This is a genomic window from Flavobacterium sp. JAS (assembly GCF_020991455.1).
GTDB lineage: Bacteria > Bacteroidota > Bacteroidia > Flavobacteriales > Flavobacteriaceae > Flavobacterium.
Genome location: NZ_JAJMOX010000001.1, coordinates 487911 through 503073, shown reverse-complemented (window position 1 = coordinate 503073; position 15163 = coordinate 487911). Strand labels below are relative to the sequence as shown.

Genomic DNA, 15163 nt, shown 5'->3' with positions numbered 1-15163 from the left:
ATATCTTCTTTTTTTTAAAACCATTAGCCACCTACTTTTGAACCAATAAATAAGTAATGAAAACAAGGTTTTTAATTTGTTCGATTTTTTCAATTTCATTTTTCAGTATGAAAGCTCAGGAAAATTTTTCCGTAAATATGAATTTGAAAACAGAACCAACAGATAAAATTGATTTTAACGAAAGTAATATTGGAATCCTTTTCAGTAAAAAATTAAATGCTAAAAATCAAATAACAAACACATTAGAATATTCAAATTTGAAAGTGAATTATGAATTAGACAGCTTTAAAGATATTGAAAATCCAGATCAGTTTAATCAGATTCAAAATAAGTTTGAAATCAAACATGAAGTTTCAAATACAACAAAACTGGAATTGGAGATCACGCCATCTCTAAATTTTCAGCAAAATCCAGATGCTTCTGATTTTTTACTTTTTGGAAGTGTTGCTGTTAATCAGCAATTAAATTCAAAGACTAATATTAAAATTGGATTGGCAAGAACAGCCATTTTTGGTTATCCCAAATTCATTCCAACGTTGTCGATAAACTATAAAATAAATGAGCAAAGCAATGTATTGATAGGGTTCCCGGATTCGAATATTTCGTACTCCAATAACATCCGAAATAAATTCAGTTTAACGAATAGCTTCAATGGAAATTTTTATCATTTAGACAATCAAAACAAGCTGTATGAAAATGCCACCAAAGCGAGTTTATCGCAAATGACTTCGGCTTTTGAGTATGAAAGAAATGTTACTAAAAACTGGTTTCTAAATTTTAAAGCCGGATATGACTTTAATAAAAAATATAACCTAATTGATAACGACAATCATAATATCTATGATTTCAACACAGGCAACGGATATATTTTAGGCATTGGGATCAAATACAAACAATAAATAAATTTAATACACTATGAATAATTTAAAAAAAGGAATATTATTCGCGGCACTATTTTCAAGCCTCATTTTTATAGGCTGTAGTAATAATGATGACGATGATGATTTAGTAGGAAACTGGGTTAAAAAATCGGCATTTGATGGCCCTGCACGATCCAGTGCTACTAGTTTTGTTATAGGAGATTATGCTTATGTGGCAACTGGTTATACCGGAGATGTATATTTAAAAGATTTATGGGCATACAACTCTAATGGAGATTATTGGGAACAAAAAGCTGATTTTATAGGCGCTGGCAGAAGTTCTGCTTCGGCTTTTACACTAAACGATAAAGGATATATTGGTCTTGGTTATGACGGAACCAATAAATTGAAAGATTTTTACCAATACGATCCTACCAATAATACCTGGACTCAAAAAACTGATTTTGGAGGAACTGGCCGTTATGCAGCCGTAGGTTTTCAGGTGGGCGGAAAAGCTTATTTTGGAACGGGTTACGACGGGAATTATCTAAAAGATTTTTATCAATACAATGATCAGACAAATACCTGGACTCTTGTAAATGGTTTTAGCGGAAACAAAAGACGTAATGCTACTGTTTTTGTAATTGAGAACAAAGCATATTTGATAACCGGTATCAATAATGGCGTTTATCAGGAAGATTTTTGGGAATTTGATCCGTCAACGGATGTCTGGACCAGAAAACGTGATATTGACAAAGACACAGATGATGATCCAACTTACAACGACGATTATGCAATTACACGTGCAAATGCTTCTAGTTTTTCTATAAACGGACTTGGATATGTTGTGGGTGGTGAAAGTATCAAAACAGTTTGGGAATATATTCCGTCTACTGATTTATGGGTAGAAAGAACTCCAATGGAAGGTGCTATACGAGCAGATGCTGTAGGTTTTGCCATAAACAATCGTGGTTTTTATATGTTAGGAAGAATAGGTTCAACTTACTTTGATGATGCTTGGGAGTTTAAACCTTTAGAAGCGCAAAATGACGATGATAATTAATACAAAATTGAAATTCTTCTGGGCTACAATCCAGAAGAATTTACTGTTTCTTTTGCTTGTTTTACAATTTGCTGCCTGCACAAAAAACGAAGCTTTTAAATCGGAAGCATTTCAAACAAAATCAGGTTGGGGATATTCAATTACTTACAAAAGCAAAATCATAATCAAGCAATCCATAATACCTGTAATACGTGATTCAAAAAGCTTTTCGACAGAAGATGATGCATTAAAAGTGGCACATTTAGTGGTTGACAAACTCAATCAGCAGATATCACCGACGGTAACGAAAAATGATTTAATTTTATTAAAAATAAAATTATAAATGAAAATAGATACCATTAGAAATACAAGTTCTAATAAAATTTTATTCCATTGCATGATATGGGTTTTCTTTATTCTGACTTCTTTAATTCAATTTTATGAGAGTCCGTTCAGGATCAATAATGACTTTTATGTACAATGGTTCACTGGAATTATATTGTTTTATCTGAACTATTTTTACTTGGTTCCGGCTTTGCTTCTGCAAAAAAAATATTGGCTCTATTTTGCTTTTGTTCTTATTCTGATTGCTATTTTCATGATTATCAGAATCAATTATTTTATTCCAGAGTTCAGACATTTAAAACCCTCGGATATTATGCCTTCAAGAGCAATGCCAATTGGTCCCAATACTTTTCCGCGAGGCAAACATCTCATAATAGAGAGAAGACAACCTCTTTTTTTCAAAATTGGTCCATCGCTTTTCTATATTTTAATCATTACCATAAGTGCCGCTATAAGAACACTCACAGAATTTTATAACAACCAACAAAACAAACTTATTGCCGAGACACACAGAACAAATACTGAATTGATTTATTTGCGCAAACAAACCAATCCGCATTTTCTATTCAATTCCTTAAATAGTATTTATTCTCTGGCTCACAAAAAATCTGATTTGGTCCCTGATGCCATCGTCACATTGTCTGAACTAATGCGTTATATGCTTTATGAAACAGACAATAAAACGGTGGCTTTAGTAAAGGAAATCAATTATATTCAGAATTATATCGAATTACAAAAACTGAGACTTAATAACATCGAAGACATTGTTATAAATGTTCATGGCGATACCAAAAACAAATTTATTGAGCCTTTGTTATTGATTTCGTTTGTTGAAAATGCCTTTAAATACGGCACCGATTATAAAGGCGCAGCTCACGTAAAAATTAAGATTTTTATTCTGGAAAACAGCCTTGATTTTTGGATCGAAAACACCATTGAAAACTATATAAAAGATCCTGAAAATTCGGGAATTGGATTAGTGAATATTCAAAACCGACTGGATTTGCTTTATCCGGATGCACATGAACTCACGATTACCCAAGACAATCAATATTATCGTGTGCATTTGAATTTAAAATTAGATGAAATACAAAACACCATCAATTAAACACAACCAATTATGGACAGAAAAAAATTCATACGAAACGGTATATTAGGAATTGCATCTTTGGCAACAACCTCTAAATTATTAGAATCTTGTTCTAAAAGTGACAATGACGATTCAGGCACAAATACGTCCACCGACGGAAGCTGCACAGTTTCTCCTGCCGAAACCAAAGGGCCATTCCCTATTAAAACACCTAGCCAACTGGTATTAGAAAACATAAAATCTGATCGAATTGGCGTAGCTTTACTTATTAATCTGACAATCGAAAATAAAAACAATAACTGTTCTCCTTTAGAGGGTGTTTTTGTAGATGTCTGGCATTGTGATAAAGATGGAAATTACTCAGAATACGGAGGAACTTCGATGCAGCAAACGGATTATACTTCGGTTCATTTTTTAAGAGGCAGACAAACAACAAATTCAAAAGGAGAAGTTTCGTTTATTTCTATTTTTCCGGGCTGGTATCAAGGCAGAGCGCCGCATATACATGTTGAAGTAATGACTACCAGTGGTTCATCATTATTGGTAACGCAAATTGCTTTTCCTGAAAATGTTTCAAGCGAAGTATATTCAAGTACAAGTTATGCTGCTCACGGTCAAGCCGATACTTCGAATACAAGAGACAATGTTTTTTCGGATAGTTTAGCTGATGAATTAGCAACATTGACTGGAAATTTGACAGATGGTTACACGTTAAGCAAAACCATTACAGTAAACGGATAGTATCGAAATGAATTTTGTTTTTTATGAAAATTTTAAAACTTAATTCATTGGTTACAAACTAATTTTGAGCACCAAAACAGGACTTTTAAAAATCTAATCTCCAACAGATGAAATGTGTAATTATAGACGATGAACCTTTAGCGGTTGAATTATTAGAAGATTTTGTTCGAAAAGTAGATTCACTCGAATTAGTCAGCACTTTTAATAATGCAATTGATGCTGTTTCCTTTATCAATCAAAACAGTATTGATTTGATATTTCTGGACATACAGATGCCACATTTCTCTGGTATAGATTTTTTGAATACTATCGAAAAAAAGCCATTAATTATTTTCACAACAGCCTATTCTGATTATGCTGTTGAAGGATTTAATCTTGGCGCGGTTGATTATTTGGTAAAACCAATTCCGTTTCATCGTTTTTTAAAATCGGTTGTAAGGGCACAACAAGTCTTAAACCCGGCTACAGCTATTCAGGCTATTTCCGAAAACACAACTGCTCCGGAATTAGAACAGGATTTTATGTTTGTAAGGGCTGAATATGAAAATGTAAAAATGAATTTTTCGGACATTCTGTTTATTGAAGGTCTAAAAGATTATGTAAAGATTTATACAACAGACAATAAATTTACCCTCACCTTAATTAGTTTAATAAAGTTAGAAAACTTACTCTTCAGCAAAGGATTTTCAAGAATCCACAGGTCTTATATTATTAATATAAAACATGTAAAATCCATTCAAAAAAATAAGGTTTTGATTAGTGACAAACGAATTCCGATTAGTGAAAGCTACAAAAATGCTTTCTTTGAAAGGATCAACTTATAAATTTGTAAAATTCCAAAAAATAGAAATTCCAAATTCCAATAGAGTATGATGTGATTGGAATTTGGAATTTGAAATTTTTATTATTTAATACTTTATTCTTCGTTTTTAAACCAGCCAGAATACATTACATAATTGTTTGAAATACGCTCGATTTCACCCGCAAAATCAGATTGATCGATGTCTTTTACTTTTTTAGCAGGAACACCGGCATAAATACTTCCAGAAGTTACAACCGTATTTTGAGTTAAAACTGCTCCGGCTGCCACAATAGAATTGCTTTCTATCACACAATTATCCATTACAATAGCGCCCATCCCAATCAAAACATTGTCATGAACTGTACAACCGTGTACGATAGCATTGTGTCCTATTGAAACATTATTACCGATAATCGTAGGGTGCTTTTGATAGGTACAATGTATAATTGCTCCATCCTGGATATTTACTTTATTTCCTATTTTGATAAAGTGAACATCTCCACGAATTACGGCATTAAACCAAACACTACAAGATGCTCCAAAAGTAACATCACCAACAATTGTGGCATTTTCGGCAACATAACAATCCTCAGGAATTTGAGGTGTTTTTCCGTTTACAGACTTGATTAACATAATATTGATTTAATTAATAGCAGGACAATTACAGTCGTAACGCTCCTTTTTACAAAATAAATTAATTCCCAAAGTAATCTGGTGATAGCCGCCAGTATCAAATTTCACATCGCCCACAACCTGAGAATAGGTATAAGCAAACATAAAATTATTGAAGTTCACTCCAATTATAGGAGTAAAATATTGTAATTTTTGAGATGAGACACCGCTCCCGGCACTATATTGTGCACCGTCAAAACTTCTTCTATAAGATAATGCAGCCCATAAACTTCCAAAATCCATATTCTTATAAGCTTTCATGTTTAAATCGATAGATTTCTGTTTTGTTTTATCAAATAATTGAAACAAAATAGATGGTTCCCAAGTAATATTCTCTCTTTTCCCAAAAACATATCCTGCACTAAGTAAATACTTTCTCAAATTATCACTTTCATAATCTGTATATAAATCTCTTCTGGTTTCTAACAAACCCTGAACGGTTGCGTGAGCATAAAAATCTAAATAGTTATATGAGGCTCCAACATCCATATTAAAATAAGAATCTTTCTGAATTTGACCATAAACAATTGGATCAAAAGTACCTCCAAATGAAGTTTCGTCTAATTGATTTTGGATCAAACCTGCATTTATACCAAACGAAAGCTGATTTAAATCGATTTCATCTCTCGAAAACATAATATGATGTGCATAAGTAAGCTTCACTCCCTTTTGAGAATGATAACCATTTTTATCATTAAATAGAATTATACCGGCTCCTGATCTTTCTCCAATTCTTCCGTTCATACTTAAGGTTTGAAGCGATGGTGCATCTTCCTGACCAAACCATTGTTTTCTCGCCGTCAACCTTATTTTTGCACAATTTGAAGCTCCCGCCATTGACGGATGAATTAAATAGTAATTATCTGATAAATAATCTGAATAAACCGGAATCCCCTCTTGTGAATAAGAATAAAATGATGTGATTAAAAAAATGAATAAAACCCTGATTCTAAATTCCATAAAGGCAATTTTGTTTGCTTAAATTTTTGACTCTCATAATTTAATACGATTTATTTGAAAAGAGTCTTAATTATTTTATTAAAAAATCAAATATAGGTATTAGTAGAAAATAACTTTACTAAATTTGTAAAAAATTACAACTCATGACAAAAATCACCATAAAAGAAACTCAAAATCCAACGATCTTAAAGTTTGAGTTTGAAGATTTCATTACCCAAAATCAAAGTTTTGAATTTAAAAATATCGATGAAGCACAAGCATCGCCATTAGCACAACAATTATTCTATCTTCCGTTTGTAAAAACAGTTTATATTTCAGGAAATTTTATTGCTATCGAAAGATACAGTATTGTAGAATGGGATGACGTTAAAGACGCTGTTGCTGAACAAATTGAAGCATTTGTTGAAAAAGGTGGGGTTATTATAAAAGTTGACGAAGCTACAACAAAAAAACAGCCTATTACCGTTTATGGAGAAACAACTCCAAATCCTGCTGCCTTAAAATTTGTGGTTAGCAGAATGTTAACCAGAAACGCAGTCGAATATAAGAATATCGATCAGACAGCTTCTTCTCCTCTTGCAAAAGAATTATTCAAATTTCCTTATGTAAAAGAGGTTTTTATTGATGAAAATTATATTTCGGTAACTAAATATGACATTAATAATTGGGACGAAATCACATTGGAAGTAAGATCTTTCATCAAACAATTTATCGAAAACGGAGGAACTGTTTTAGACGAAACTTTAATTGAAGTTGCTACTAAAAATGATATTACCAAAGATGAGGCTTTTGACAAACTGGATGTAACTTCTCAACAAATCATCAATATCTTAGAAGAGTATGTAAAACCAGCGGTTGCAGCTGATGGTGGAAATATTGCTTTTGATTCATATAATGAAGAGGACAAAACGGTAAAAGTAATTCTGCAAGGTGCTTGCAGCGGTTGCCCTTCATCTACTTTTACTTTAAAAAGCGGAATTGAAAATATGCTAAAAAGCATGTTGAATGACGAAGGGATTAAAGTTGAAGCTTTGAACGCATAATAGTACGTTCTTTAAAAATACAAAGCGTCTGCCATTGGTAGACGCTTTTTTTATATCTCATTTATTATCAGTAAATTATTTTAACAATAACACTCCAATTCTTGTAAAAAAGATTTAATATTGTATTATTAACAAATCAAAATTCAACCCATGGGAGTATCATCATTTTTTAAGAATTTATTTGGCTCAGCCAAAGAAACTGCTACAGATTTGGCCAATCAGGCAGAAAGTACTATTGAACAAGCTAAAGAAGCTGCTGCACCTTATGTAGAAAAAGCAGAAACTTTTGCCGAAGAAACAATCGCAAAAGCTAAAGAAGCTTCAGAACCAATATTGGACAGTGCTGCAGAGTATGCACATCAGGCAAAAGATATTGTGAGCGAATATGTAGAAAAAGCATCAGATTCATTAAGCGATGTAATTGACACTGTAAAAGAAAAAGCTAGTGATCTTACTAACGATACTAAAACAATTGCATCTGAAACTGTAGCCGATGTTAGCGAAAAAACTGAAGATGCTACAAATAAAGTTATTGACGAAACTACAGACAAGGAATAGATACTTATTTTTCTTATAAAAGAAATATCTTTATATTTGCACCACTAATATACCTTCTCTTTTTGAGAAGGTTTTTTTATTCAATAAACATGATGAGTCCTGAACAACTTAGTAATTACGCCACAAAATTCATTGACGTATTAGTTGATTATTCGCCTAAATTAATTTCGGCATTTTTAATTTTATTTGTTGGTATATATGCCATCAGATTAATCAATAGAATTATTACCAAAATAATGATTCAAAGAAATTTAGATCCTACATTAACAAAATTCCTTTCGGATATCTTAATATGGGCACTCCGAATTTTATTATTTGTAACTTTTATTTCAAAACTGGGTATCGAAACTTCGTCTTTTGTTGCTATTTTAGGAGCAATGGGACTTGCGGTAGGTTTGTCATTACAAGGTTCGCTTTCTAACTTTGCCGGTGGAATGTTAATTATTGTATTCAAGCCTTTTAAAGTTGGTGATACTATTGAATCACAAGGTGTAATTGCAACGGTTGTAGAAATTCAGATTTTTGTAACCAAGATGCTTACTGCCAATAATCAAACTGTTTTTGTACCAAATGGCGCTTTGTCAAACGGTACAATTATTAACTACTCGATGCAAGGAGAAAGAAGAGCCGATTTGACTTTTGCTGTTTCATATGATTCGGATATTAAAAAAGCGAAGGAAGTTCTTTTGAATGTTTTAAATACAAATCCTAAAGTACTTAAAAAGCCGGCTCCGGAAGTTTTCGTAAAAAACTTAACCGCTAGTTCTGTAGAATTTGCAGTACGTCCGTGGGCTAAAAATGTAAATTATGGAGCTGTTTTCTCTGAAACTTTAGAGAATTGTAAAGCTGCCCTTGATGAGGCCGGAATCAAAATCCAACCTTTTACACTTCAAAAATAAAATAGTTTTATTGTTTTTTTGATGGCAATGTCATCATAAAATCTTTTAAATAATACGGTTCAAAATAAGCGACATCTACAGTGTCGCTTTTTTGATATTTATCATAACTGATTTTACTCATTGCCGAAGCTGAAGGGTATTTTATTTCTTCTAAAAATACAAAATTGTCTTTTGTTAAAACAGATTTACATTTATCAGCACAATCACCAACAAAATAAAGCACCTCTGTATATGCCGCAAAAGAATCTTCTGTAATAACTTCCGCTTCAATACCTCTTTCTACGTCTAATTTAGAATTAAAAACTTCACTGTAAACTTCCATTCTTCTGGCGTCTAACATTGGAATTATTTTTCCATCAGAAACTTTAACCTGAGAAGCTAATGTTTGTAAGGTATCAACTGCAATCAACGGAATATTTAAAGCAAAACACAATCCTTTTGCTGCCGAAACCCCAATTCTTAATCCTGTATAAGACCCAGGTCCCTGACTTACTGCAATTGCTGCTAAATCCTGAACGTTTATTCCGGCTGCTTCTATTATTTCTTCAATAAAAACATGTAGTTTTTCGGCGTGTGAATAGCCTTCTTCGGCAATTTCTTTACATAAAATGGTTTCTCCATTTTTTGCAATAGATACTGAACAGTTTTTCGTAGCCGTTTCGATATTGAGAATAAAAGACAATGTGTTTATTTTTAAAAATTAATTATTTATTTGAACAATCCTGCATAAATGAAAAAAGATATTAAAATCACTACAGGAGTAATACATAAACTTATTGCCAAAAAACCTATGTAAATTAAAAACTTTCTACCAGTGGAAAAATAAACATATTCTTCATTATAATATTGGCTTTTATATGCTTTGTAATGAACATAAAAAAGAAATATTGATAAAGTAATTAATCCAATTTCTATAATTTGAAAGAAACCATCCGGAGGACTACCACATAATGAAATCATAATCCAAATTATTTCTTAGCGGTATCTGCTTTTTTAAGCTTCACTTTATCACCAGAGTTCAAATCTTTAGAAACCGTTGTATATGGTCCGGTAATCACAACATCACCAGATTTTAGTCCTGACATTACTTCGATATTAGTATCGTCCTGAATTCCGGTTTTAATGATTCTTATTTTTGCTTTATCACCAACTTTTACAAAAACGCATTCAAATTTCTTATCGCTTTTTGGAGCTGCTTTTTTGTCTTCGTTTGGATCTTCTACTTTAAAATCTTTTACCGCAGTTGTGTCTGATTTTACAACAACAGAACTAATTGGCACAGCCAAAACATTATTTTTAGTTCTGGTAATAATATCAACAGTAGCTGTCATTCCTGGTCTAAAAGGCGAATATGTACTTGGCTGACCTTCTAATAAATCCTGATATGATTCTTTTAAAATACGAACTTTAACTTTAAAATTAGTTACCTGATCTGAGGTTAAAGTTGTACTTGCTGAGTTAGAAATACTGGTTACTGTACCTTTAAATTTCTTTTTAAGATAAGCATCTACTTCAACATTAGCTGCATCACCTATTTTTACTTTAACAATATCATTTTCGTTTACATCAACTTCAACTTCCATGTTGTTTAGGTTTGCCACTCTCAAAAGCTCTGTTCCCGCCATTTGTTGTGTCCCTAAAACGCGCTCACCTAGTTCAACATTCAATACTGAAATCGTTCCATCTGCAGGAGCATAAATTAAAGTACGTCCTAGATTATCTTTAGCTTCTGTTACAGACGCTGATGCACTCTGAACATTGTAATAAGAACTTTGTTTAGTGGCTTTTGCTACTTCATAAGTAGAAACCGATTTATCCCAATCTGATTTTGAAATTACACCTTTATCATATAGTGTTTTATTACGCTCATAACTCGCCTTAGCTTCTTTATAACTAGCTTCAGATTGTGTTAAACCCGCTTTTGTACCTGATAAATTTGCGACAGATCTTTCTAGTCCTGATGTATATAAATCAGGATTTATTTTTACTAACAAATCTCCTTTTTTTACAACCTGACCTTCTTTTACATTTAATGCGATAATCTCACCCGAAACCATTGAAGAAAGTTTTACTTCAATTTCCGGCTGAATTTTACCAGTTGCCGAAACTGTCTCGACAATTGTGGAAGCCATTACTTTTGAAACTTCAACTTCTTTACCTTCATCCTTATTTCCTATTACTCCCGATTTCGAAAGACCAACCAAAGCAAAAATTATAATTAGCGCTCCGCCTACTAAGAAATAAACCGTCTTTTTTTTCATATAACTATTTTTTGATAATCGGGACAATTGGAATTCCAAAATAGAATTCAAGTATCTTTACTTTAAACATGTAATCGTATTTTGTTCTAATAACATCTGACTGCGCATTAGTCAATAATGTTTGAGCCTGTGTAAAATCAAAAGAATTCATTAAACCTACATCATACTTTTCTTTAGCATAATTATAAGCCTGTTGTCTTGCTTCTAATGTTACCGTTGATGATTCATAAGTATTTAAAGCTCCTTTTGCATTTGTAAAAGCAGTATACACATTACGTTGCAAATCTAAACTTTTTTGCTCTAAATCTATTTTAGATTTCTCTAAACTTACTTTATTACGCTCTACATTATTTCTAACAGAAAAACCGTTAAAAATTGGAACATCTAATTGAAAACCAAAATTATGTCCTTTGTTATCGCTAAACTGTTGAAATATTGGAGCTGGCCCTACAGTATACGGCTGGTTATTTGCATCCAATTTAACCTGATCACTATAACTTGCTCTTGTATTAAAACCATAAAAACCTCTAAGTGTTGGCTGATAAGCTCCTCTTGCAATTGCTACATTTTTCTGAGCGATTTCAAGATTTGTTTGCGCTAGTTTTAATTCTGTTCTCGTTTCTTTTGCTTTATTATAAATATCGGTTGGGCTTTGTGCCATGATATTGTTTTCATCTTTTGCATTTGTATCGTCAACTACATCAAAATCAGCAAATTCTTTTAGTTGTAAAAGCTGCGCTAAACTTAATTTAGAAATCAATAAGTTATTTTCCGAAACTGTAATAGCCTGTTGATCTGTTGCAATAGTAGCTTTTAGGTCATACAAATCTCCTCTTGGGATTGTTCCTGCATTTACCATTTCTTCAGAACGTGCCAAACGTTTTTCATCAATCGTTAACTGTTCTTTTTTTACTTTTAATTCTTCTTTATAAGATAGAATCTGAAGAAAAGCATTAGCCACATTTAGCGAAATATCTTCCTGCATTTTCAGCAATTGATATTGTGAAGCTATAATAGCGAGTTTACTTCTTCGGTAAGTATTTTGATTTTGTAAACCTTTATAAATATCAACTCCGGCATTTAAACCTACAGATGAATACTGAGTTGTCTGATTACGCAAAACTCCCGTCGTAACATCCTGGTTCAAACCAATATTCCAGGAGTGTGAAGCATTACCGCTTACTGATGGAAGGTAATTACCAAATGCATCCTTTTTATCAATATTAGCATTTTTTACGTCTAGTTCTGATAATTTTATTGTGATATTATTGTCCAGTGCATATCGAACACATTCTTCCAGAGTCCATTGTTTTGATTGTGCGTGGCCTGAGAATCCAAGTCCAAATAACACAGCAAAAACAAGACTATTATATTTATTTATTTTCATATATTTTGAATGAAAGCATAGCAGATGGCTACGCAAATTTAACATTTTTTAAAACCAAAAAACCTTTAGAATTTCAGATTACTTTTTTTCACCACCTTCACTAATTAAACCCTGATTCCAGATTTTAATTCTATCTGTGTTTTTGATGCCACTTTTAACCTGAACATAAATTCCGTCGCTTACGCCTAATACCAAATCTTTTCTCTCAAATTTTTGAGGAACAGTTTCGATTTCAACGTATGGTTTTTGAGTTTTCTTGTCAAATTGAACTAAAGATTCTTTGATAGCCAAAACTTTATCTGCTTTTTCTAATATAATGGATGCATTTGCACTTAATCCCGCTCTGATAAAAGTCTTTTCTTTATTTTCTAAAGAAGCTTTAATCTCAAACTGAATCGCACCATTTTCTGTAACTCCTTTTGGAGCAATATCTGTTAAAACTGCCACGAATTTTTTGTTTTCGATAGCTCCAACAGTAATCTCGATAGGCATTTTTTCTTTGATTTTACCTACTTCAGATTCGTCAATTTTTCCAATAAAGATCATTCTTCCAACATCTGCAACGCTGGCAATTGTAGTTCCTTCATTAAAATTATTACTTTCGATAACCTGATTTCCAACTTTTACAGGAACAGCCAAAACCATTCCGTTTACTGTTGAACGAATCAAAGTATTAGCATAATTTCCTAATGATGTTGTTGTTCCGGTTTTTACGATATCCAAACTTTGTTTTGCAGCCAAATAGTTTTGCTTAGCTTGTTTGTAAGCCAATTGGGCTGCATCAAAATCGTTAGCCGAAATTACCTCTTTATCAAACAAAGTTTTTTGTCTTTTAAAAATTTTCTCTTCATTATCTAAAGCTATTTTAGCTGTTTGCACTTGATTTTGAGTGCTGCTAACATTAGACACGTTTGCAACAACTCTAATTTTTGCAATCATATCTCCTGCTTTGATTTGCTCTCCTGCTTTGATATAAACTTCTTCAATAATACCAGAAATGTTCGGTTTGATTAGCACCTCTTCATTTGGTTGAATATTACCTGTTGCGATTGTGTTTTTTACAATCGTTTTAATTTCTGCTTTCTCTGTTTTAAAGACAATTGGCGACTCTTGATTTTTAGCATACAAATAGTATAGCGCTCCAAAGAAAACTAAAGCAATAAAAATTAAAACGGTTACAGTTACTCCTTTTTTCATTTTGTTCTTGGTTTAATCGATTATTTTTGATTGATAATTTATTCTGTACGTAAAGCATCTACCGGCTTCACATTAATTGCGGTTTGAGCCGGAATAAATCCTGCCAGCAAACCAGATCCTACTAATATTAATAAGGCTACAAATACAACCCCTAAGTCAACACTTGGATTCGCAAACATCGTATTGCTGTCGGGAGGCATAGAAGCTAATACCATATTTAAAATTGCAATAATTCCGGTTGCGACGGCAATACCCAACATCCCTGAAATAATAGTTAAAAATATAGATTCAGATAAAATTTGTCCACGAATAGCTCCCGGAGTGGCTCCTAAAGCTCTACGAATACCAATTTCTTTGGTACGTTCTTTAACTACAATAAGCATGATATTTGAAATACCAATTACTCCCGAAATTAAAACTAATGTTCCCACAAAATAGGCAATGATTTTCAAGATGCTGAACAAACTTTGTACTTTATTGAATTGTTCATACAAATCGAAATTCCCAACCGCACGATCATCTGTGGGATTAATAGAATGAAGGGACTTAATCAAATCTAAAATTTTCGGTTTTAAGGCCGTAATAGAAGTTTCATCCTTTGCAGTAAGTGCCATCCACCCCACTTTATCACCAAAATTAAAGGCTTGTTGAAAAGTAGTAAACGGAACAAAAATATTTTTCTGTTCTTGTTCTGCATTTCCTCCTTGCTGTTTAGAATTATAAACTCCAACCACCATAAAATTAACGCCGTTTATTTTTATATAACTTCCAACAGTTTCTTCTTCTTTTCCGTAAAGCCCACTAATAACTCCTTTACCAATTACAGCAACTTTTCTTCTTTCATTAATATCCTGCTGATTTACAAAACGTCCTTTAATAATATCCATTGGCTGCTGTTTAATCAACTCTGGATAATCTCCATAAACGTTAAATGCAGCAGTTTTTGTGCCACGAACCACATTGTTTGATCCGTTAAAATCTCCTAACTGATTTCTTGGCGAAACATATAATAAATCCGGTAAAGCTGCTTTTAATGCTGCTACATCACTATTTCTAAAATCATAACGACGCGTTTTAGGCAGTCCTTTATAAGCTTTAGAAGTGGTTTGACTCCACATAAACATGGTGTTTGTGGCGATTCCGTCAAAGCCTTTTTTTACACCGTTTTCCAAACCATTTCCTGCCGCAAGTAGTATTACTAAAATAAATATACCCCAAAATACCCCAAAAGCAGTTAGAACCGTTCTGAAAACATTGGCTGTTAAAGCCTGTAAAATCTCATCCCAATTATCTTTCTTAAACATAA

16 protein-coding genes are annotated in these 15163 nt (G+C 32.6%); 9 read left to right on the top strand and 7 right to left on the bottom strand.

Annotated elements, in window-relative coordinates; translation table 11 throughout:
* Positions 1–137: 137 nt before the first annotated feature.
* From LPB88_RS02075 to LPB88_RS02050, 6 genes are all read left to right on the top strand, one after another.
* On the top strand, positions 138–899 hold the full coding sequence (locus LPB88_RS02075; RefSeq protein WP_230712141.1) for a DUF6268 family outer membrane beta-barrel protein: 762 nt from the start codon (positions 138–140) through the stop codon (positions 897–899).
* Between the two features lie 16 nt (positions 900–915).
* A complete protein-coding gene (locus LPB88_RS02070) occupies positions 916–1923 on the top strand; it encodes a kelch repeat-containing protein (RefSeq protein WP_230712140.1) in 1008 nt (335 codons plus the stop codon).
* Positions 1913–2245: a DUF4907 domain-containing protein gene (locus LPB88_RS02065; protein WP_230712139.1), complete on the top strand. Its 333-nt coding sequence runs from the start codon at positions 1913–1915 to the stop codon at positions 2243–2245. Before LPB88_RS02070 ends, LPB88_RS02065 begins: the two co-directional genes overlap by 11 nt.
* Positions 2246–3355 carry a sensor histidine kinase gene (locus LPB88_RS02060; RefSeq protein ID WP_230712138.1) on the top strand — a complete coding sequence of 370 codons (1110 nt, stop codon included), beginning with the start codon at positions 2246–2248 and terminating at the stop codon, positions 3353–3355.
* A 12-nt stretch (positions 3356–3367) separates the two neighbouring features.
* Entirely contained in the window at positions 3368–4078 is a 711-nt protein-coding gene (locus LPB88_RS02055) for an intradiol ring-cleavage dioxygenase (protein WP_230712137.1), read from the top strand.
* Positions 4079–4185: 107 nt separating this feature from the next.
* Positions 4186–4902 (top strand): LytTR family DNA-binding domain-containing protein, encoded by a 717-nt coding sequence (locus LPB88_RS02050; protein WP_230712136.1) that lies wholly within the window; start codon positions 4186–4188, stop codon positions 4900–4902.
* Positions 4903–4994: 92 nt separating this feature from the next.
* Here the strand turns inward: LPB88_RS02050 and LPB88_RS02045 are convergent, their stop codons facing one another.
* Together LPB88_RS02045 and LPB88_RS02040 are read right to left on the bottom strand one after the other, a co-directional pair.
* A complete protein-coding gene (locus LPB88_RS02045; RefSeq protein ID WP_230712135.1) occupies positions 4995–5513 on the bottom strand; it encodes a gamma carbonic anhydrase family protein in 519 nt (172 codons plus the stop codon).
* A 9-nt stretch (positions 5514–5522) separates the two neighbouring features.
* The gene (locus LPB88_RS02040; protein ID WP_230712134.1) at positions 5523–6512 is read right to left on the bottom strand and encodes a type IX secretion system membrane protein PorP/SprF; all 990 of its coding nucleotides are present in this window, start codon (positions 6510–6512) and stop codon (positions 5523–5525) included.
* Positions 6513–6655: 143 nt separating this feature from the next.
* On the opposite strand from LPB88_RS02040, the gene LPB88_RS02035 reads away from it, so the two are divergent.
* The 3 genes from LPB88_RS02035 (at position 6656) to LPB88_RS02025 (ending at position 9012) form a co-directional block, all read left to right on the top strand.
* Positions 6656–7555 (top strand): NifU family protein, encoded by a 900-nt coding sequence (locus LPB88_RS02035; RefSeq protein ID WP_230712133.1) that lies wholly within the window; start codon positions 6656–6658, stop codon positions 7553–7555.
* A gap of 150 nt (positions 7556–7705) precedes the next feature.
* Positions 7706–8113 carry a YtxH domain-containing protein gene (locus tag LPB88_RS02030; RefSeq protein ID WP_230712132.1) on the top strand — a complete coding sequence of 136 codons (408 nt, stop codon included), beginning with the start codon at positions 7706–7708 and terminating at the stop codon, positions 8111–8113.
* 89 nt (positions 8114–8202) lie between these two features.
* Positions 8203–9012, top strand: a complete 810-nt coding sequence (locus LPB88_RS02025; protein ID WP_230712131.1) for a mechanosensitive ion channel family protein — start codon at positions 8203–8205, stop codon at positions 9010–9012.
* 7 nt (positions 9013–9019) lie between these two features.
* Here the strand turns inward: LPB88_RS02025 and tsaB are convergent, their stop codons facing one another.
* The 5 genes from tsaB to LPB88_RS02000 form a co-directional block, all read right to left on the bottom strand.
* Positions 9020–9694, bottom strand: coding sequence for a tRNA (adenosine(37)-N6)-threonylcarbamoyltransferase complex dimerization subunit type 1 TsaB (tsaB, locus tag LPB88_RS02020; RefSeq protein WP_230712130.1), 675 nt, complete (start codon positions 9692–9694; stop codon positions 9020–9022).
* Positions 9695–9980: 286 nt separating this feature from the next.
* Entirely contained in the window at positions 9981–11273 is a 1293-nt protein-coding gene (locus tag LPB88_RS02015; protein ID WP_230712129.1) for an efflux RND transporter periplasmic adaptor subunit, read from the bottom strand.
* 4 nt (positions 11274–11277) lie between these two features.
* The gene (locus LPB88_RS02010; protein WP_230712128.1) at positions 11278–12660 is read right to left on the bottom strand and encodes a TolC family protein; all 1383 of its coding nucleotides are present in this window, start codon (positions 12658–12660) and stop codon (positions 11278–11280) included.
* Between the two features lie 78 nt (positions 12661–12738).
* A complete protein-coding gene (locus tag LPB88_RS02005; protein WP_230712127.1) occupies positions 12739–13857 on the bottom strand; it encodes an efflux RND transporter periplasmic adaptor subunit in 1119 nt (372 codons plus the stop codon).
* Positions 13858–13895: 38 nt separating this feature from the next.
* Positions 13896–15161, bottom strand: a complete 1266-nt coding sequence (locus tag LPB88_RS02000; protein ID WP_230712126.1) for an ABC transporter permease — start codon at positions 15159–15161, stop codon at positions 13896–13898.
* Positions 15162–15163 lie beyond the last annotated feature (2 nt).

What these genes read in the sequence shown, in the direction of transcription:
- LPB88_RS02075 (WP_230712141.1), top strand. Translation starts at nt 138, where the DNA reads ATGAATTTGAAAACAGAACCAACAGATAAAATTGATTTTAACGAAAGT.
- LPB88_RS02070 (WP_230712140.1), top strand. Translation starts at nt 916, where the DNA reads ATGAATAATTTAAAAAAAGGAATATTATTCGCGGCACTATTTTCAAGC.
- LPB88_RS02065 (WP_230712139.1), top strand. Translation starts at nt 1,913, where the DNA reads ATGATAATTAATACAAAATTGAAATTCTTCTGGGCTACAATCCAGAAG.
- LPB88_RS02060 (WP_230712138.1), top strand. Translation starts at nt 2,246, where the DNA reads ATGAAAATAGATACCATTAGAAATACAAGTTCTAATAAAATTTTATTC.
- LPB88_RS02055 (WP_230712137.1), top strand. Translation starts at nt 3,368, where the DNA reads ATGGACAGAAAAAAATTCATACGAAACGGTATATTAGGAATTGCATCT.
- LPB88_RS02050 (WP_230712136.1), top strand. Translation starts at nt 4,186, where the DNA reads ATGAAATGTGTAATTATAGACGATGAACCTTTAGCGGTTGAATTATTA.
- LPB88_RS02045 (WP_230712135.1), bottom strand. Translation starts at nt 5,513, where the DNA reads ATGTTAATCAAGTCTGTAAACGGAAAAACACCTCAAATTCCTGAGGAT.
- LPB88_RS02040 (WP_230712134.1), bottom strand. Translation starts at nt 6,512, where the DNA reads ATGGAATTTAGAATCAGGGTTTTATTCATTTTTTTAATCACATCATTT.
- LPB88_RS02035 (WP_230712133.1), top strand. Translation starts at nt 6,656, where the DNA reads ATGACAAAAATCACCATAAAAGAAACTCAAAATCCAACGATCTTAAAG.
- LPB88_RS02030 (WP_230712132.1), top strand. Translation starts at nt 7,706, where the DNA reads ATGGGAGTATCATCATTTTTTAAGAATTTATTTGGCTCAGCCAAAGAA.
- LPB88_RS02025 (WP_230712131.1), top strand. Translation starts at nt 8,203, where the DNA reads ATGATGAGTCCTGAACAACTTAGTAATTACGCCACAAAATTCATTGAC.
- LPB88_RS02015 (WP_230712129.1), bottom strand. Translation starts at nt 11,273, where the DNA reads ATGAAAAAAAAGACGGTTTATTTCTTAGTAGGCGGAGCGCTAATTATA.
- LPB88_RS02010 (WP_230712128.1), bottom strand. Translation starts at nt 12,660, where the DNA reads ATGAAAATAAATAAATATAATAGTCTTGTTTTTGCTGTGTTATTTGGA.
- LPB88_RS02005 (WP_230712127.1), bottom strand. Translation starts at nt 13,857, where the DNA reads ATGAAAAAAGGAGTAACTGTAACCGTTTTAATTTTTATTGCTTTAGTT.
- LPB88_RS02000 (WP_230712126.1), bottom strand. Translation starts at nt 15,161, where the DNA reads ATGTTTAAGAAAGATAATTGGGATGAGATTTTACAGGCTTTAACAGCC.